The organism is Ruegeria sp. CDSC042, assembly GCF_059610745.1.
Genome location: NZ_JBXWOF010000002.1, coordinates 375,020 through 394,080 on the forward strand (window position 1 = coordinate 375,020; position 19,061 = coordinate 394,080).

At 55.6% G+C, this 19,061-nt stretch carries 15 protein-coding genes and 1 pseudogene; 8 read left to right on the forward strand and 8 right to left on the reverse strand.

Annotation, left to right across the window (positions count from 1 at the left end):
• Positions 1-39: 39 nt before the first annotated feature.
• Complete coding sequence (locus tag AC2FHX_RS07550) at positions 40-945, reverse strand: LysR substrate-binding domain-containing protein (protein ID WP_282021563.1); 906 nt, start codon at positions 943-945, stop codon at positions 40-42.
• Positions 946-1,088: 143 nt separating this feature from the next.
• On the opposite strand from AC2FHX_RS07550, the pseudogene AC2FHX_RS07555 reads away from it, so the two are divergent.
• The 4 genes and pseudogenes from AC2FHX_RS07555 to AC2FHX_RS07570 form a co-directional block, all read left to right on the forward strand.
• Positions 1,089-1,238, forward strand: a pseudogene (locus AC2FHX_RS07555) (BCCT family transporter); the annotation flags it as partial.
• Between the two features lie 131 nt (positions 1,239-1,369).
• Entirely contained in the window at positions 1,370-2,902 is a 1,533-nt protein-coding gene (locus tag AC2FHX_RS07560; protein ID WP_185956652.1) for a trimethylamine methyltransferase family protein, read from the forward strand.
• Between the two features lie 67 nt (positions 2,903-2,969).
• Positions 2,970-3,701, forward strand: coding sequence for an SDR family NAD(P)-dependent oxidoreductase (locus AC2FHX_RS07565; RefSeq protein WP_271948145.1), 732 nt, complete (start codon positions 2,970-2,972; stop codon positions 3,699-3,701).
• Positions 3,698-4,432 carry an SDR family NAD(P)-dependent oxidoreductase gene (locus AC2FHX_RS07570; protein ID WP_496700687.1) on the forward strand — a complete coding sequence of 245 codons (735 nt, stop codon included), beginning with the start codon at positions 3,698-3,700 and terminating at the stop codon, positions 4,430-4,432. Before AC2FHX_RS07565 ends, AC2FHX_RS07570 begins: the two co-directional genes overlap by 4 nt.
• Here the strand turns inward: AC2FHX_RS07570 and AC2FHX_RS07575 are convergent, their stop codons facing one another.
• From AC2FHX_RS07575 to AC2FHX_RS07590, 4 genes are read right to left on the reverse strand one after another with little or no spacing between them, the layout of a single operon-like run.
• Positions 4,433-5,773 carry an NAD(P)/FAD-dependent oxidoreductase gene (locus tag AC2FHX_RS07575; protein WP_282021560.1) on the reverse strand — a complete coding sequence of 447 codons (1,341 nt, stop codon included), beginning with the start codon at positions 5,771-5,773 and terminating at the stop codon, positions 4,433-4,435.
• A complete protein-coding gene (locus AC2FHX_RS07580; protein ID WP_496700685.1) occupies positions 5,770-7,266 on the reverse strand; it encodes an aldehyde dehydrogenase in 1,497 nt (498 codons plus the stop codon). The genes AC2FHX_RS07575 and AC2FHX_RS07580 overlap by 4 nt, the downstream gene beginning before the upstream one ends.
• A 3-nt stretch (positions 7,267-7,269) precedes the next feature.
• Entirely contained in the window at positions 7,270-8,187 is a 918-nt protein-coding gene (locus tag AC2FHX_RS07585; RefSeq protein WP_496676274.1) for a dihydrodipicolinate synthase family protein, read from the reverse strand.
• Between the two features lie 7 nt (positions 8,188-8,194).
• The gene (locus AC2FHX_RS07590) at positions 8,195-8,905 is read right to left on the reverse strand and encodes a GntR family transcriptional regulator (RefSeq protein WP_271948135.1); all 711 of its coding nucleotides are present in this window, start codon (positions 8,903-8,905) and stop codon (positions 8,195-8,197) included.
• Between the two features lie 154 nt (positions 8,906-9,059).
• Here AC2FHX_RS07590 and AC2FHX_RS07595 point away from each other — a divergent pair, with 154 nt between their 5' ends.
• The 3 genes from AC2FHX_RS07595 (at position 9,060) to AC2FHX_RS07605 (ending at position 12,109) form a co-directional block, all read left to right on the forward strand.
• Positions 9,060-10,010, forward strand: coding sequence for a GlxA family transcriptional regulator (locus tag AC2FHX_RS07595; RefSeq protein ID WP_496700683.1), 951 nt, complete (start codon positions 9,060-9,062; stop codon positions 10,008-10,010).
• 410 nt (positions 10,011-10,420) lie between these two features.
• Positions 10,421-10,927, forward strand: a complete 507-nt coding sequence (locus AC2FHX_RS07600) for a hypothetical protein (protein ID WP_496700681.1) — start codon at positions 10,421-10,423, stop codon at positions 10,925-10,927.
• Positions 10,928-11,110: 183 nt separating this feature from the next.
• Positions 11,111-12,109 carry a formylglycine-generating enzyme family protein gene (locus AC2FHX_RS07605; protein WP_496700680.1) on the forward strand — a complete coding sequence of 333 codons (999 nt, stop codon included), beginning with the start codon at positions 11,111-11,113 and terminating at the stop codon, positions 12,107-12,109.
• 29 nt (positions 12,110-12,138) lie between these two features.
• On the opposite strand, the gene AC2FHX_RS07610 is transcribed toward AC2FHX_RS07605, so the two are convergent.
• Complete coding sequence (locus tag AC2FHX_RS07610) at positions 12,139-13,047, reverse strand: LysR family transcriptional regulator (RefSeq protein ID WP_496700678.1); 909 nt, start codon at positions 13,045-13,047, stop codon at positions 12,139-12,141.
• A gap of 143 nt (positions 13,048-13,190) precedes the next feature.
• Here AC2FHX_RS07610 and AC2FHX_RS07615 point away from each other — a divergent pair, with 143 nt between their 5' ends.
• Entirely contained in the window at positions 13,191-14,930 is a 1,740-nt protein-coding gene (locus AC2FHX_RS07615) for an arylsulfatase (protein WP_496700676.1), read from the forward strand.
• 175 nt (positions 14,931-15,105) lie between these two features.
• On the opposite strand, the gene AC2FHX_RS07620 is transcribed toward AC2FHX_RS07615, so the two are convergent.
• On the reverse strand, positions 15,106-15,441 hold the full coding sequence (locus AC2FHX_RS07620; RefSeq protein ID WP_142635900.1) for a hypothetical protein: 336 nt from the start codon (positions 15,439-15,441) through the stop codon (positions 15,106-15,108).
• Between the two features lie 224 nt (positions 15,442-15,665).
• On the reverse strand, positions 15,666-18,950 hold the full coding sequence (locus AC2FHX_RS07625; RefSeq protein WP_496700674.1) for a PA14 domain-containing protein: 3,285 nt from the start codon (positions 18,948-18,950) through the stop codon (positions 15,666-15,668).
• Between the last annotated feature and the right edge of the window lie 111 nt (positions 18,951-19,061).

The following is a 19,061-nucleotide window of genomic DNA, read 5'->3' on the forward strand; positions in this document are numbered from 1 at the left end:
CACTCAATATCAGAAAACCTCATCACAGAGTGATTTCACCTAAACCGAACCGTCCTGAACCTCTTGAATGATCCAATCTTTCAGCGCCCGGGCACTTTCGGACAAGTCTTCATCCGAGCGGCCAACCAGATAAAACTGGTTTGGAGCGATCTGGAGGTGGGGCCCGATTGCCACCAGCTTTCCCGATTGCAGCATGGGTTGGATCAATCGTTGCCATCCAAGAACCAACCCGGCCCCCTTACGCGCCCGCTGGAGGGCTACCGAATAGCTGTTCACACGAGAATCGATCGGAATGGTTCCCGTGTACCCGAGTTGTTGAAACCATTCGGGCCAAGTGGTCCAGCTGCGGTCTTCAGAGTCCAGATGTATCAGTCGTTCAGCGGCGAGATCTTCGAGGCTTGCACCGGCCAACCGATCCGCCACCTCTGGGCAGGCGACGGGGACCAGGCAATCCCGAAACAGAGGGGTGTGCGACAGGTCACCGTTGCCGTCCCGGCCGTAGCGAATAAAGAAATCGATATCCGGCCGATCCCGAAATGGTCGATCCTGTGAAAGCTGGTCAACATTTACTTCAGGCATTTCGCGCCAGAACCGGATTACCGATGGCGACAACCAAAGAGCAGCCACTGCAGTGGTTGATCCTACGGTTACCTTTTCGACGGTGGCACGGTCGCGGATTGTTGCCAGTGTTTTTGAGATGCGGGTAAACGAAGAAGCCAGCGCGTCATACAGCGCTTTGCCGTCTTCCGTCAGTTCGACCCCCCGGTGTTTGCGCTGGAACAAGGCGGTGCCAAGATCACCTTCCAACGCTTTGATCTGATGACTGACCGCGCCCGGCGTCACTGACAGTTCTTCAGCCGCATTCTTGAAGCTTAGATGGCGCGCAGCGGCTTCGAAGGCCGACAGCGTGGTGAGTGGCGGCAGATTATAGTGACGTCTGGACATGACAGGTGTAGCCGTTGGCGGTCTTCAGGTTAATTATTCTCACTCAAATATTGGACTTTTTAAGATTGTGCGCCAGAAGAAATTTTCAAAAACGATGATGTCGAGTGCCGTGTTTCCGATGCGTGCCGTCAAAATCAGGTAATGTTTCTGTGACGACCGGGTTTGGTGTCAGCCAGTTCATTGACGGTTCTTATGCAATCACCGGCATGGAGTGGATCATAGATATGGGCGGAGATGATCCCGAGCCAAGCAAGGTTGAACTGATAGCAGGTCTAGTCGTCATCATGGGTCTGTAGATCATTTCGGCGGTTTCGGGTGTGGGTCGCTTCCTGCAAACATGTATCGCAATTAGTGAGGCTTGCTTTGACCAAATACCGCAATCTTTTGGGGAGGATTGGAGGATCGCCCTGTGAATATTCGTACCATGACCCGAACCGGTGGCCGCGCGGCCCGGCGCGCGCTGCGCTCTGCTCCAAATTTCGAGATGTTGCCCGGCCTGACCCGAGGCATCCCCCTATGCGAGGTGATGGATGGCAGCCAGATCGACCGGATCGACAGCGCCTCAATGGATATTCTTGAGAATGTCGGTGTTCAGTTTCGCGATGCAATCGCACTGGAGGATTGGAAAAAAGCTGGCGCAAAGGTCGAGGGCGAACTGGTCTATCTGGACCGGGGCCTGGTCCGAGAGCTGATCGCCACCATTCCCAGCACCTTCACTTATCATGCACGCGATCCGAACAAGAACGTGCGACTGGGTGGACGGCACTCGATCTTTGTGCCGATGACCGGCGCGCCCTTTCTGCGCGATCTCGATGACGTGAGGCGCAATCCGACGCTCGATGATCTGGCAATGTTCCACAAACTAAGCCACATGCTGCCGGCGATGCATTCCTCGGCGCATCACATTGTCGAACCTTACGACCACCCGATCAGTCAGCGACATCTGCGGATTACCTATTCGTCGATGAAACATTCGGACAAGACGTTCATGGGTATGACCACCTCGCCCAGAAACGCCGAAGACGTCATTGAGATGTGTGCGATCCTGTTCGGGGAAGATTTCATTGAAGATCATCCGGTCACCACGGGCAACTGCAACGGAAACTCTCCGCTGGTCTGGGACGAAACGATGCTGGGCGCGATGCGGGCCTTTTCTCGCCGCAATCAGCCTGTCTTGTGCTCGCCCTTTGTGCTGGGCGGGGCCAATACGCCCGCATCGGTTCCCGCCACAGTGGCGCAGTTGAACGCCGAAGCACTGAGCGCGCTGGCCTATACCCAAGTCATTCGCAAAGGTGCTCCGGCGATTTACGGGCACTACCTGTCGACGGTGTCGATGAAATCAGGTGCCCCGATGGCCGGCACGCCCGAGATCAGCCTGATGAACTTTATGATCGGGCAGATGGCCCGGTTCTACGACGTTCCATGGCGCACCTCGAACACGCTGGGTGGAGCCAAGACATTTGATGCGCAGGCCGGGTACGAATCCGCCACGACGCTGCAGGCGGTTCTTCATTCCGGTGCGAACTATATTTGGCATTCGGCTGGCTGGAATGAGGCTGGGATGCATTGTTCCACCGCCAAGTTCATTGTCGATGCTGAACAATGTGCGATGGCTTATCGCATGGCAGAAGGCCCGCAATGGGATGATTTCGACCAAGCTCTTGCCGCCATTCCAGAGGTCGGTCCAGGCGGGCACTATCTGGGTCATCCGCACACGCAGGACAATTTTCAAACGGCGTTTTTCATGCCCGAGATGTTCGACAATAACTCGATTGAGCAATGGGTGGCAGAAGGCGGGGTTGAGATCACTGAGCGCGCGTTGAAGCACGCGCGCAAGCTGCTGGCCGAATACCAGGAACCGACACTGGACGTGGCCAAAAACGAGGCCCTGCTGGACTATATTGCCCGGCGAGAACGGGAAATTCCCGCCGCTGACGAGCTGAACCAAACCTATTAAAGATTTCGCCTTGGACCTATCCCGACTGCATTGTCGGGTGGGTTTCCATTTAGCACTCGGAGGGAAAATGGAGCTGACGGGCAAAACAGCGCTCATCACAGGGGCTGCGGGCGGCATCGGATCTGCTATTGCACAGCGGATGCGGCAGGCAGGAGCACGAGTTGCGGTTGCGGACGTTTCGGTTGAGGGTATCGAGGCCGACGCCCATTTGCCCGGCGATTTGCGCGAGAGTGCTTATGCAGATGCATTGCCGCAACATGCGGCGGATGCGCTGGGCGGGCTGGATATCGTCGTCAACAATGCGGGGGTCATCACCCGCGGAGCGGTGACCGAGACTTCGGATACCGACTGGGCATTGTCGCTGGGCGTAAATGTCGAGGCGCCCTTTCGCATCTGTCGCGCCGCAATCCCGATCATGGCGGCGCGTGGTGGTGGCGCGATCGTGAACACCGCGTCATGCTGGGGGCTGCGCCCTGGGCCGAACCACGCGGTCTATTGCATGACCAAGGCAGCTATTGCGTCGTTGACACAATGCATGGGTATGGACCACGCGCATCAGGGCATCCGCATTAACGCCGTCTGCCCGAATGAAGTAAACACGCCGATGCTGCGGTCGGGGTTTGAAAAACGCGGCTTCGATCCGGATACTGCCGTGGCCGAGCTGGGCCGGACGGTGCCCTTGGGGCGTATCGCCGAGCCCGAGGATATTGCTGATGTGGTGATGTTTCTTGCCTCGGACGCCGCGCGCTATGTGTGTGGGGCATTGCTGGAAGTGAACGGAGGAAAACCGGTTTCATGACGCGATTTACCGGCAAAACCGCACTGGTCACGGGCGGGCGCAGCGGTATCGGACGCGCCATCGCGGAACGTTTGCAACACGAAGGTGCACGGGTCTTTACCGCGCAACGTGGGAGCGATCCGGAATTCGAAGGGTTCGAGGCCGATTTCAGAGATCCCCACAGCCCGCAAACGGTGGTCAATCAGGTCGTTGATCTGTCCGGGCGATTGGACATTCTGGTCAATAATGCAGGCATGATGCAGGAAGCCGGCGTCGAGCAGATGAGCCTTGCAGACTGGCAGCGCACGCTGACAGTCAACCTCACGGCCCCGTTCCTGCTGATCAAGGCGGCGCTGCCCCATCTACGGCGGGCGGGCGGGGCGATTGTCAATATCGGCTCGATTGAGGGGCTGGGCAGCAATCCCGGCCATGCTGCCTATTGCGCATCCAAAGCCGGGTTGCATGGCCTGACACGAGCGGTGGCCGTGGATCATGGGGCAGAGGGTATTCGTTGCAACGCCGTGGCCCCTGGCTGGATCGACACCGAGTTGAACGTGGATTTCATCGCCTCAATGCCGGACCCGGAGACATTTCACGAGGATATCAAGCGCATACACCCCGTTGCCCGAACCGGAAGCCCGCAAGAGGTTGCGGCGCTGGTCGCCTTCCTGGCGTCGGATGATGCCAGCTTTATCACCGGGCAGGTCTACACAGTCGACGGAGGCCGCATGGCCAAGCTGAGCCTGCCCTGATCACTCGTCCCGCGCGCGCCATTCTTTCCAGCGCAGCACTGCATTGGCACCGATCTCTCGGAATGGCTTTGGGGGCAGGCGTTTGGGTTGATCCTGGGCGTCGAAATACCGGGTGATATTCGAGCTGTGGCCGCAGGTGCGTTCTGCTGCCGCGATACCGGTCAGGGTGCCGCGCGCCGTGCCCAGCCCGTTCTGGACACAGCCGGAAATCACGCCCTGTTCGACCTCTCGCGCGACGGAAACGCCGTTCAGGCTGAGGCAGAGATGACCGGCCCAGTGATATTGCATGTCCAGCCCCGCCAACTGCGGAAATCGCTGGTCGAATTTGCGCTGCATCACCCGCGAGGCGCGCGCCAGATCACCAGCAGTTGAGGTCATGCCCGGGCGCAGGGCCGCGCAGGTACGGGTTATGATCCGATTGCCGCCCTGCGCCGTATCAATGCGCCGCATCGTTGTACCCAACGGATCAGATGGTGTGACACTCCAGCGGGGTTGCCCCCCAAGCCGCGACAGCACTTCGGCGTCCAGCTCAGGGGTCATTGCCGCAAAAAGGAACAGTTGCATCAGCCGGTCGCGCTCGATCCCAAAGCTTTCCAGATGCCCGTTCACCGTCAGGATGACTGTACCAGTGCTGACGGTACCGCGCGCGGTTTTTACCAGCCACGCACCGCCTTGCTTCTCAAACCCGGTCACGCCAGAGCTCTCGTACAATGCAATGCCATCCTTGATCAGTCCCGCAGCCAGACCGCGAATATAGCCTGCTGGTTGCAACATAACCGTGCCGGGTGTGTATAGCCCCGACCGATAGTGGCGCGACCCTGTCAGGGCGTGCATCTGCTGTTGGTCGAGCATTTCACTGGTCTCACCCAAAGTGCTGAGATGATGCGCATAGCTGATATTATGTGCATGTCCCGCCGCGCTCACCGCTCCGTTAACCTTGCCAGCCGGATCAAAGAAATTCGGGTCGATCTGATATTGCTCGACCGCCGATCGGGCAAAATCAATTGCAAGTCGGTTTAATGTGATCATGGTGCGATCATCCCCCGGCCCGGAATAATTGTCCGAGGCCAGGTCATGTGGCAGATCGATCATAAAACCCGTATTGCGCCCCGCAGCCCCTTCGGCCACGCGGCCAGCCTCAAGCACGATGATCTTTGCGTCGCTTTGCAGCTGCCTCAAACGCTGTGCCGCTGACAGGCCTGCGAAACCGGCACCAACAATCACGACATCCGCCGTCAGATCACCATCCAGTTCTTGGGCTGGGGGTGGATCGCCTAATATGACGCTCCAGGCCGCAGGTCCGCGATGGACAGGCAGGGTTCGGGCGGCATAGCTGCTCAATCCACGGCCTCATCCGCATCGTCGGACAGGTCGACCCAGATGGTTTTTAGCTGGGTATACTGGTCATGCGCATGGATCGAGTTGTCGCGCCCACCAAAGCCAGACTGTTTATAACCGCCAAAGGGCGTGGTGATATCGCCCTCTCCAAAACTGTTTACAGTCACCGTTCCCGCCCGGATCATCCGCGCCCCGCGGATGGCGCGTTTCGCATTGGCTGTGAAGATCGACGCACACAAACCATACTCGGTATCGTTGGCGATCTTGATGGCCTCATCGAAGCTGGAAACCGTGATCACCGAAAGAATAGGACCAAAGATCTCGTCACGTGCCAGGATGGCGTCATTGCCAGGGAGTTCGACTACGGTGGCCTCGACAAAGCCATTGTCCGCTTTGCCTCCGATCACTACGTTTTCGGCCTGATCCAGATATCCGCAGACCTTATCGAAATGAGCTTCGCTGACCATTGCGCCCAATCGTGTTTCCGGGTTCAGAGGCTCGCCGATATTCCATTGCTTTACATGATGGGCGATGCGGTCGAGCAACTCGGCCTTTACGGCCTTGTGGACAATCAGGCGGGACGTGGCCGAGCAGTTCTCACCCATGTTCCAGAACGCACCATTGACGATATGTGCCGCCACGCGGTCCAGATTTTCTGCATCTTCCATCACAATGGCCGGATTCTTGCCGCCCATTTCAAGCACCACCTCTTTGGCGTTGCTTTCCGCCGAATAGCTCAGAAACCGTTTGCCAGTCACGGTTGAACCGGTGAAGGACACCATATCGATATCCATGTGCCGTCCGATAGGTTCGCCCACCTCGGCACCTGCGCCGGGGACGATGTTTAGGACGCCGCGTGGCAGACCGGCCTCCATCGCCAGTTCGGCCAGCCGCAATGCCGTCAGTGAAGTTTCCTCGGCCGGTTTCACAACCACCGAGCAGCCCGCAGCCAGAGCGGGCCCGATTTTCCATGCCAGCATCAGCAATGGGAAATTCCAGGGCAGGATTAGCCCGACAACGCCAATCGGCTCGCGCACGACCAAAGCGATGTGGTCGTCACTGGCGGGCGAGACCTGATCATAGATCTTGTCGATCGCCTCAGCATGCCATTTCAGGCAATGAATGGTCTCGGGCAGGTCGACGGTCTCGCAGTCAAAGATGGTCTTGCCACTGTCGATACTTTCCATCACCGCCAGTTCACGTGCATTGCGTGTGATCAGTTTGGTCAACCGGATCAGCACATTTTTGCGCTCGGATGGGTGCAGCCTCGACCAGCGGCCATCTTCGAACGCTTCGCGCGCCTTCTCGACGGCGAAATCCACGTCCGCTACACCGCAGGCGGCAATGTTGGCCAATTTCTTATTGGTCGCCGGGTTAACCGTTGTGAAGGACTGCCCGGAAATCGCCGGGCGATACGCGCCATCAATAAAGGCGCCGGTTGGCAAGGTCAGACCCGCGGCGATGGAGTCGTATTCGTCCTGCGTCAGCAATGTCATACCTTACTCCTCTGCCATGATGTCAGCGATTTTCTGTTTCAGCACGCGCGTCACTTGCTCTAGCGCGCGTTTGTCATCTTTGTTCAAAGATTTCAGCGGCGGCCGAACGATGCCCGCGTCAATCCCATTCATTGTGACACCATGCTTGATGGTCTGGATGAATTTGCCACCCTGTTCTAATACCCGCATCAAGGGCATCAGCGCCGACATGATCCGACGGCCCTTGGCAAAATCGCCCTCGATTACACAGGCCTGGTATAGCGCCACATGCTCGGCAGGCAGAAAGTTCGAGCCGCCACAGACCCAGAACGGCGCGCCCCAGGCAAAGAATTCCAGCGCCTGATCGTCCATACCGCATCCCAGTTGGATATGCGGATAGTCCCGCGCCAGAAGATGAACCCGGTTGATATCGCCCGAACTTTCCTTGATGCCGCAGAAATTCCTGCTGCGTCCGACGCGGTCCAGGAATTCCTCGCCCATCATCGTGCCTGTGCGGTGAGGATAATTGTACAGCATTACCGGCAGGTCGGCGGCCTTGTCGATGGCCAGCGCATTCAGCGCATTTTCGCGGTCGGTGGGCACCGAATAGGGCGGGCTGGCCAACAGGATCGCATCCGCCCCGATTTCCTTGGCACCCGACGCCAGCGCAACCGAGTCCGACGTCAACATCGCGCCCGTGCCAACAACCAGAGGCAAACGGCCTTTCAGACGCACATGGGTGAACCGCGCCAATTCGAGCCGTTCCTCCACGGTCTGCGCATAATTCTCACCGGTCGACCCGCCCGAGATCAGACCATGCACGCCATTCTTGATCAGAAGCTCAATCACCTGCGCCAGCGCGTCCCAGTTCACGCTGTCATCGGCCTGATAGGGCGTGACCACCGGGGTATAGACCCCCTCAAATCGGAAAATTGGGTTCATTCCGTCCTCATGCAGGTTTCGAAAGCGGTGGGAGGCCCATTGGGACATCCAGCGCATCGGGCATCACGAACAGTTCGATCTGATCGCGTGACAGGTTCCAGTGATCTTCGGCCAGCTGCGCAGCAGCCGTTTCATCGCGTGCTTCGATGGCGTCGATGATGGCGTCGTGTTGCTGGCTTGCCTCGGACAGGTTTTCGACCATCCTGCCCGACTGTGGCCGGTAGAAGGTCATGCCGATACGGGCATGGTCTATCAGCAAACGGTTGAAAGAGGGCAATAGATAGACATTGCCCGACATTTCGCCGGTCACTTCGTGAAAGCGGTTATTGGCCAGGGCGCGCTCTTCGGCTGCCCCATCCCGCAGCGCGGCCTTGAATGCCTGCTGTGCGGTTTTCAGGGCTTCAATCTGCACAGGCTTTGCATTCGCCGCTGCCAGTCGCAGGATTGCACCATAGATCATCGGAGCGGCCAGAAAGAAATCGCGCAAGGTGGTATACGACATTTCGGACACGCGCGCGCTGCGGTTTGTTCGCAGGTCCAGATATCCTTCTCCGGCGAGTTGTCGGAACACTTCGCGTAAAGGCGTTCTCGACAGGCCAAACGCATCGGACAGATGCACCTCGTCCAGATCGGTGCCAGGTTGCAGGCGCAAAGTCAGGATCGAGACCTTCAAGTGCTCGGCCAGCTGCGTTTTGCGGGTTTTTGCGACGTCCTTCATCCGGATCCTCCAGCCCAGCCAGCAAGAATCGATTGGGTTCGATTGCCTCCTTTTTGTATCCGAATAAAATACATATTGTATACATAGAAATTTCGTGCAGCATAATCCAACGACAAAGACTCAGCCAATCCGGCCGAACAAAGTGGAAAACCCTATGCCTCAGATGCGGCACATCACCATTGTTCTGATCGAGGAGTTCTCGCATCTCGCCTTTTCATGTGCCGTCGAACCACTGCGGATCGCCAATCTGGTCAGTGAGAAAACGCTATATGATTGGACGCTGATATCGGAGGACGCAGAGCGTGCAGTGTGTTCCAATAAGGTGGTGACACTTGTGCATGGCGGGTTGGGCGATATTCCAAAGACTGATCAGCTGTTTGTCTTGTCGGGCATCCACATGCGCAACCATGTCTCACGCGACCTTCTGGCGACGTTGCGACGCGAACGTGCGCGGGGCACGCCGATCGGGGCATTGTGTTCTGGTGCTTGGCTTCTAGCAGAGGCTGGATTTCTGGATGGCTCTCAGGCTGCGATCCACTGGGAATATCACGATGCGTTTATGGAAGCGTTCCCAGAGGTGAACCTTGTGCGCAGTGTCTTCGTGGCAGACGCGAAACACATCACGGCATCGGGTGGGACGGCAACTGCCGATCTTTTGCTGCATCTGATCGGACGCGATCACGGCGAGGAGCTGGCGATCGCGGTTGCAGACCAGATGGTGTATAATGCTGCCCGCAACGCAACGGCCAAACAAAGGGTATCATTGCAATCGCGCAACGGGATGCGTAACGCACATCTGGCTCGGGCTATCCATACCATGCGCGAATGCCTTGAAGCACCGGTTTCTCCGTCAAAGATCGCGGATGATCTTGGCATATCCACGCGCCAGTTAGAGCGGTTATTTGGTAAGTATCTCAACACTTCGCCCAAAAAATACTTTATGGAATTACGCCTGGAACGCGCGCAAAAGCTTTTGCTTCAGACCGAAGCATCCGTCACTGAGGTCGCCTTGGCTTGTGGCTTTGAAAATCCCGGTCATTTCTCGCGGGTTTATCGATCCAGTTTTGGTGTCACACCGCATTCGCAAAAAAGCAAAATCGACTGACGGAAGGCGGCGGGGGGAGCTGCTCTGCCCTAGGGCGAGCCCGGCCCGGCAGGCGCTCACCCCCTAGTCCCGCTTGTACCCCCTCGTTAAATTCAAACTCGTAAACTGATCAGCAGGATTGACTGTTTGTATTTGGTAAAAAGGGCACAAATTCTGCAAGATCGTGTCAGATGTAAGGGGGTTTAGGGCGATATAAAGGCCCAGATTTCAGCAAAAAAATGCGGCCCAAATCCCACACAATTAATAACTCAATTAGCCAAGTTTGTCCTTGAGTTTGCGTTACATATGAAAAATGGCTTTTAAGTTTAGCCAAAATACCGGGTATACTTACAAACTATGGCAGAGATTCACATCGGGATGCATTTTCGAACCCCCATGTTCCCTTCAGCAACCAAAGCCGGAGGCCATGCATGAATTTCGAAACTTACCAGCCGGTCGTGACACCTGTCCCGCCAGTCATACCCGTAGACGTGCGCGAGGATCAGATTATTCAGGCCTCACAGGCGGCCAGTGCAGCATTTGAAAAGATCTCCGCCACGGCATTATTTGAGGTGGATACAGTCACTGATACTCAGAAGCGCATACTTGCGATCTTTCGCTGGTATTTTCTGGCGGCCTTTTGCACGCGCATGTTGTCTGGGGCAACGCATCGGCTGGATCATTTGACGATGCAAGTTGGCATGGATGTATACAGTGCGGTTGGTATGATTTTGTCCCGCGATGAGATCGAGTATTCGAGAAACCTGGTTGAAAAAATGCCGGATTCTGCGGCTGATGCACGGATGAAGGCGATCGGCGCGCGGGGTCACAAGGCAGGTTGGATCGCGGCCAATCAATATAAACAGGGCAGAGGCATGCCCTCAGAGATCAAGGTCGCTCTGTCGGGTGCTTTGGCGGCTGTGGATCGTTTGAATTGAACAGCGGTCCCAATTTGACATGAATTTACAAGTGTAGGTGAATTTGCCTCGCATCAGGCAGGTGCGCGCCTTTCGTTGAAGCTCAGGTCGAAGGGTAGGAATGCTGCCCATTCACAGTAGGGGATTGAAAACCGTACCAAATCACTACATTCACCCCTGATAGATCCAACAGGTTAATGCTACATGCCCCTTTCAAGAAGATTGCTAGCCTATGGCTCGGTTCCCGTGGTTGCGATTGTATGCTTTGCCGTTTGGTATACCAGTATCGGTTCCAAACCAGGTCCTGAGTTTGTCCGGCTGGATGGTGGAGAATTCCTGATGGGCTCACAAAACTTTCAAGCGGAAGAGACTCCGGTCCATCCAGTGAATGTCAGGTCCTTTGACATTACGCGGACAGAAATTACCAACGACCAATTTGCGAATTTTGTCGAAGAAACCGGGTATCAGACAACGGCAGAGCGTGGCTTGTCGGCGGAGGATTTCCCGGGTCTGCCTGCAGATTTGCTTGAGCCTGGGTCGATGGTCTTCGCCCAGCCTAAGGAAGCGGTGTCGCTCAATAATCCCAACGCATGGTGGCGCTATGTCAAAGGTGCAAGCTGGCAACACCCGGCAGGACCGGGCAGTTCGATTGCGGAACTGGGCGACCATCCGGTGGTGCATGTGTCACCCGAGGATGCCGCAGAATTTGCAGGGTGGATCGGAGGTCGTCTGCCGACCGAGGCCGAATGGGAATTTGCAGCTCGCGGTGGGATCGAAGGCGCCGACTACACCTGGGGTGACAGCTATGATCCCAGCAATGGGTGGAAAGCAAACACCTGGCAAGGACAGTTCCCAAGCGAAAACCTGGCTGACGATGGCCATGTCGGAACCGCACCCGTAGCTTCATATGTGGCCAATGGCTACGGCCTTTATGACATGGCGGGCAATGTCTGGGAGCACGTGGCCGACTGGTGGGTGCCGGGGCACATTCCTGGCGACCAAATAGATCCTACCGGCCCGGAAAAGGCCTTTGCCGCCCAGTTCGGTAGCGCATCGATGGGTGCAATGCGGTTGGTCAAAGGGGGCTCATGGCTTTGCGCGCCGAATTTCTGTCTGCGTTACCGACCTGCAGCGCGGCAGCCGGTTGAGATGTCGTTGGGCAGCAATCATGTCGGATTTCGCGTTGTCCGCGATGTAGACTAACCGCCGGGTATTCCGGTCATGCGGCGGGCTTATTCCGCTCCGTACCGGTGGCACAATCGATTCCAGAACATATCAAGCGCGGCAAATTTGACGCCCTTGCGACGGGCAGCGCATATGTTCCAGGTCAGAGGTTGCGTGGTTCGTATCTCTTTCAACATCCCCAATTTCAGGTGCTGATCAAAATCTTCCTTCATTCCTCCGGCAATCAGGTCTGCTCTGCAGGCCATATCGGCAACTAAAGAGAAATCGTCACTTTCGATCTGGGGCAATTGGTCAACAATATGCCAGGCTTTCTCGTCATTCCCCAGAGTGGCGGCAATGGCAGAGCGCCAGTGGCGATGCATATGCGCGGTTATAAACGGATGCCGAAACACCTCAGCGATTGAGACCGGAGTTGCCTGATGAATGGGATGGTCGGGGCGAGCGCAGAAGAAAACGGGTTCCTTTCGAACGACCTGAATGTCCAGATCGCTTAGGTTGGGCGTGTGCGTCAGATCGCAAACCGCCACGTCCAGGCGCCCTATCCGCAATGCTTCGAGGGGTTCCATGGTGGCCCGCACATCAACGCGGACACGAAGATCTGGCCAGTTATCAAGCAGCTCTGCCAGAAGCGGCGTGATGATCGTCCGGGTCGTCAGGGGTCCGCAGCCGATATTCAGCACCTCCGGGCCGACCGAACGCAGCCGTTCGACTCCTGCTTCAAACTGGCTGGTCGCATCGTGCAGCGCGTCCAGAAGTTGCAGAAAGCGTTTCCCCGCCGGTCTGATGGTTGCGCCGCGGCCTGTCCGTTCAAATAGCGCCTGACCGGCATAAGTTTCTGCCTGGCCGATATAGCGTGAGAAACTTGCGGGAGAGGTTCCGATTGCATCCGCTGCCACGCGAAAGTTGCCGTGTCTGGCCAATGAGCGCACCGCATCTATGGCTTTGGAATCAATCATTTGCACCCTCGTTCCAATATTCAGAACGCTCATACCAATTGATGGAATGGTCGTCTCTTTCTGTAGTCGGAATTGTCGTTTCCTGCGACATTATTGTCGACCGTGGCACGACGCCCCGGACTTCCCACATAACGGAGGATTCAATGGTTCCTTTAAGGAATATATTAGCTGTGCTTGGCGCTTCGGCGTTATCAACGACTGCAGCACTTGCCGATTCTGAGGATACACGCCCAAACGTTCTTATTCTAATCGCAGATGACATGGGGTTTTCCGATGTTGGCGCATTTGGCAGTGAAATCGAAACGCCCTCGATCGACCAACTGGCAGATGACGGTATGCTGTTCACCAATTTCCACGTCGGTGCGTCTTGCTCGCCCACTCGGACTATGCTGATCAGCGGTGTCGACAACCATCTCGCAGGCCTCGGCAATATGTTAGAGATTCAGGCCGATAACCAATTCGGCAAGCCTGGCTATGAAGGTCATTTGAACGACAAGGTTGTTGCGTTGCCGCGTTTGTTGCGCGACGCAGGATACCACACCTATATGGCCGGCAAATGGCACCTGGGTCATGAGCCTGGCACGATCGCTTATGACCGCGGATTTGAGAAATCCTTTATGCTGGGCGAAAGCGGTGCGGATAACTGGGTCGAGCAGCCCTATGCCCCGTTCTATACGCGGGTGCACTATTACGAGGACGACAAGCTTGTCAGCCTGCCAACGGACGACTACTTCTCGTCCGATTTTTATACCCAAACGATGATCGATTACATCGACAGCAACCTGGATGACGGCAAACCATTTTTGGCCTGGGTCGGGTATCAAGCCGTCCATTACCCTCATCAGGCGCCAAAAGAATTCATCGACAAATATGACGGCGTCTATGACGAAGGGTTCGAGGCCCTGCGGGTTTCGCGTCTAGAAAAGCAGAAGGAACTTGGGCTGATCTCTCCGGATGTGGAATTGGACCCGGAGTTTGCGAAAACCTCTTATGAACCGTGGCAGATGCCGGATTGGGAAAAGCTTAACGACGAAGAAAAAGCATTCAACGCGCGACGGATGCAGACCTATGCCGGAATGCTGGACAATATGGATGTCAATATCGGCAGGATCCTGAGCTATCTGGATGAAAAAGGTATTGCGGACAACACGATCGTCATTTTCCTTGCGGATAACGGCCCGGATCCGAACCAGTTGCCGCTGTCTGAAGCCTATCGTGATTGGTACAAAGCCCACTACGACAAGGTCTATATCGAGGATTTTGACGGCGATTATTCGGATATGGGGCAGCAGGGTGTCTATGCTGATTACGGCCCTGGCTGGGCGGCAGCCGCAGCGGTTCCGGGCAGCTACTTTAAGACATTCTCGACCGAGGGTGGTTTGCGTGTCCCTTTGATCGTGAAATTCCCGGGCGTTGTCGAGCCCGGATCGCAAGTCGATAAATTTGCCTTTGTTCGCGATATCGTTCCAACACTTCTTGACGTTGCCGGCGTAGACGTTCCCGGACCGGTCTATGACGGTCGCGAAATTTATACGCCAGACGGTATCAGTATGATGCCGGTCCTGAAGGGTGAGACGGAAACCGTGCGCGACGATAACAACCCGGTTGGATATGAGCTTGCAGGGTCCTCGGCAGTATTCCAGGGCAAATATAAACTGATGCAGAATCTGGCCCCTAAAGGCACAGGCGAATGGGAGCTGTTTGATATCGAAGCTGATCCGTCGGAATTACACAATCTGGCGGACCAGATGCCCGAGCGTGTCGCAGCGATGCAGGCCTATTTTGAGGACTATGCAAAAAGGGTAAATCTTGTGCCTGTTCCAGAAGGCTATAACCCTCTGGAGCAGACGGTCGTCAACGCCAAGCGCAGTGGCGCGCATTAACTGAAATGTCATCGCGCCGTTTCGGGACGGAAACGGCGCGATGCGTATATTTGAAAAAGGCACAGTGCTGGTTGGTCCGCCGATAGATATGTGGCGCTACTGCGGGTGCAGCCACTGTTTGCCGCAAGCACACGCCCATGGAACAGGCCGGTGCATTGTTAGGAGGAGATGCGGGTTATTGCCCTGTGATTTCCGTGCAAGTTCCTTTGCCCCAACCGGTTCTACTACCAGAGGCAGAGAAATCGAACGTGCCTTTCTGGGGGTGGACGTTATAACTCAGCGTGTGATCCTCGCCGATATACAGGTAGGTCAAGGTATCGAGCCCCGGGAAAACATCGACCTCTTTGTCGATGTCACCGATCTTGATACGACCTTTGTTTTGATCTTCATATTTGATCAGTTTCGCAGCCATTTCGGGATGCTGTTCGTCTGGCGACTGACATTCAAACACCCGCTCTTCTGCAAGCGCCGTGAAGGGCATAAATATAAGAAGAATGGCCAACTTTTTCATTTGATCTCACCTAGAGCAGATTCGTTTCGAACGCCGCAGCTAGGTGTGATTTCTGTCATAAATTTGCTGAAATTCTGGCCAGACTGTGCCTTGGGCACAACCAAAGAAAATATAGGTGTTGGACCGTCTGCAAAATCAAGATTCTAGCGTCTCGGCAAGAAGCCTGTGGCAAAGATCGCATCCCAGAACAGAATGCAGGTCGGCTCCACTGAGCATTGCATTCACTACCAATCAAATCTCTCATAAGTATCTGTTTCAATACAAGTAATATTTGCATCTCCGAGGGTTGAGATCGGCTCGTCCAGAACATCCACCTCTGGGGCATTGTCGGTCGAATGGATAGCATCCCAAGGCAGGGTTCCAGGAGTACTCGAGTACAGCGCTTCGTAAGCCAGTTCTTCGTCCAAAGAATTCCCTGCGCTGACAGGGTCGTCACCGACGGTCAGGGCAAATGGGTTTTCCGAAGTGATGAGAGTGCCGGCGCTGTCTATGTCTGACACAACGATCTGACCATGAATTACGCCCTCGAAACCTACTGGCGGGGAAAGCTCCAGGTGGTTCAGGTTACAACCCGACAAATCCACCGGATCACCATTGGTGATCACCGAATGCTCACCACTGATTATCAGGGTATTTGCCGGTAACCCCTCCAGTGTAACATTCGCCTGATCAGACGCATGCGACACCTGGATGCCAACTTGGATCGCGTCGTCCTTAGGAACCGACAAACCGGGATCGGCCTGCATCACCTCACGGCCATCGGTATCCGGACCGTCCCATTCCAGCTTCAGCCCCGCATGGCCTTGGTTCTCGACATATCGGACTTCGATGCCATAAGTCCCAGGCTCAAGGTTGACCTCTTCTGAATACGTGCGAAACCCATGTGGCTTATCGTACTCGATGATCTTTGTTCCATCGATGAAAACAGCAATCCCATCATCTGCTCCGGCAAAGAAAGTATAGCTGCCCCCTTCCTCGACAGTGAAGGACCCTTCCAGCCTGGCACCGAATGTGTCGGAGGATCCGCCTTCCCAGAATGAGTCTTTTCCAAGTTCGTAGTCGATTTCGGAAACAACTTCCTGATGAGTCGGGGCTGAGTTCCAGTCGACTTGATCCATTCGGGTCAGTCTCTGGTCTACATCGTAGTAACTTGCATGAAAACCAGTTTGCATTTCGGCGCTTGGGGCAGGGGGCTGTGCTCCGCTCTCATATGGTGCCGAAGGTTGGTTTGGATCAGCAGGCGATTCAGGCTGAACCGGACCGAGACCATCTGGCTGAAACTCTGCCTTTTCCGAAATGGGGTCTTGGGCATCACTCCCATCAGAGAGTTTTGCATCTGGTTCAGGCTCGTCAGGCTCGCTCTCGGTGACTTGGGGCTGGTCCCCATCTGTGCCGGCGGAAATACGGGGATCGACCATGTCCGCGACATTGACGGTAAAGCTTTCGGTCAGAGTAAGACCGCCCTCGTCAATGACAGTTACATCCACCGTTACAGATGAGGCCTCTTCGTGATCAAGCGCCACATCAGGTTTTAGCCGCAACTGGTTGTCGACAACCTCGAACCGGTCATCAGAGACTTCAAACCGATGCGAGCCGCCAAGGTCAGGGTCGTCAAAAGAGATTTTTCCAACAACGGCACCTTCAACATTCTCGGCCACCGTTAGCTCGGCCGCAGTCAGAGTAATGTTGTCGACAAGCGCGCCATAGCTGTCATTTTGGTTTTCAGCTTCCCTCAACTCCAGGTTGTCCTGACCGGTTCCAACCACCTGAAGGTCGAATGTTTGCCATTCGGCGGATTGAGGATCAAGCTCCGCGACCAAATTGCCATTCCAGCAGACCTCAACCGTGTCCGTCCCACCTGCAAGGCGTTCGCGCAGGTCGATGCCAAGATCATAAAGCTGGCCTGCCTCGGTTTCGACGACCTGAGAGATGCTGTCTACGCCGCGCGCATGGTCCATTTCCATTAGTTGATCACCCTCAGAAGCCTGGGTTCCGCCGAGACGGTCCCAGATTTCGATCCCGTTTGCGTCGGTCCAGGCGCCGCTATCGTCGCCGTCAAATCCCCGCCAGCGACCTTCATCAAGGTCAAACTCTTCGAAACTACCGTTGCGGATCAGGTTTTCGGTGTCATTGCCAAGGCTAAGATCTGTGGGTTCTTCGTTGATGTCTTTGATGTTGATGACAAAAGACTCGGTCACGCTCAGCCCTTCAGAATCGGTGGCGGTGACCTGCAGGTCGATCTGAGCGGTCTCTTCGTGATCAAACTGCATCCCGGGTTTCACGCGAAGCTCTCCATTGAAGACCTCGAACCGGTCATCTGACACTTCGAATACGTGGTCATCTTCAGCGTCCGGGTCGATCGCCTCGATTCGGCCAATAATCGCACCGGCGACGTTTTCCGATATTGTGGTATCGTCCAGCGCGATACCTACTGGGCCTTCATTCACGTCGAGAACATCAACCGTAAATCTTTCCGTCAGGCTTAACCCGCCGGCATCGGTGACTGTGACATCCACCTCGACCTGCGCCGCCTCCTCATGATCCAGCGAGAGGCCGGGTTTTAGTTGTAGCTGACCGTCGACAACTTCGAACCGGGCATCCGAGACTTCGAATGTATGTGTGTCGCTGTCATCCGTGTCAGTGATTGTGATGTGGCCGACGACCGTGCCTGTCGAGTTCTCGGAAATGGTATTGCCTTCCAAGGTGATTTTTTCTGGTCCTTCATTCACGTCGAGAACATCAACCGCAAATCTTTCCGTCAGGCTCAACCCGCCGGCATCGGTGACTTTGACATCCACCTCGACGTGCGCCGCCTCCTCATGATCCAGCGAGAGGCCGGGTTTTAGCTGTAGCTGACCGTCGACAATTTCGAAGCGGGCATCCGAGACTTCGAATGTATGTGTTTCCCCGTCATTCGGGTCCACAACCGAAAGGGTTCCGACCACGCCGCCTACTGCATTTTCGGCTATAGTCGTGCCGTCCAACAAGATTTCTTCGGGGGCGTCGTTCAAGTCCGGCTCCGAAATATCTGGAGACTGTCCGGCAGTTTTCTGGAATGAAATCGGCTGACTTGCTTCCGCCGCTTGCATAGCCAGTGGGTCAATTTCAATGGCCTGTTGCAGCTCGAAAGGAGTTTGGGCGGGCATGTTCCCTTCGAGAGGCGGGGTATGCACCGCGGGTGTGTCCGCTGTGTCCTCAGACTGCAAAGGCTGCGCGGCACCTGAGGATCCAGTTTCGCTGAAATTGGATAGGCTCTGGTCGGTTGGTGCCTCGAAACTTTCAACCGCGGTTGGCGCGGTTACGTTCAGCGTTTCAATCGACTCTTCAAAGCGCGCGCGGTCTTCCAGCGCGCCGGATTGTTGCTCGCCGGTATGCAATGTACTGCGGCTGGGATCGTCAGAGGTGTTGACGGTATTGCGTGATAGATGAGCGGCGATTTCATGCGTTTCGTCGTGTTCGGCCTGCAGTGTTTTCGCCCGAAATTCCGGATTGTCTTTCATATTGCTCATCGCGTGACACCTCAGGAAATTTGTTGATTCACGTCACCTTTTACAATGCAGGTGTTCAGCGAAGGTCAATTAAACCTTTAAATTTTAAGAGAAAATATACTCTCTCACGAC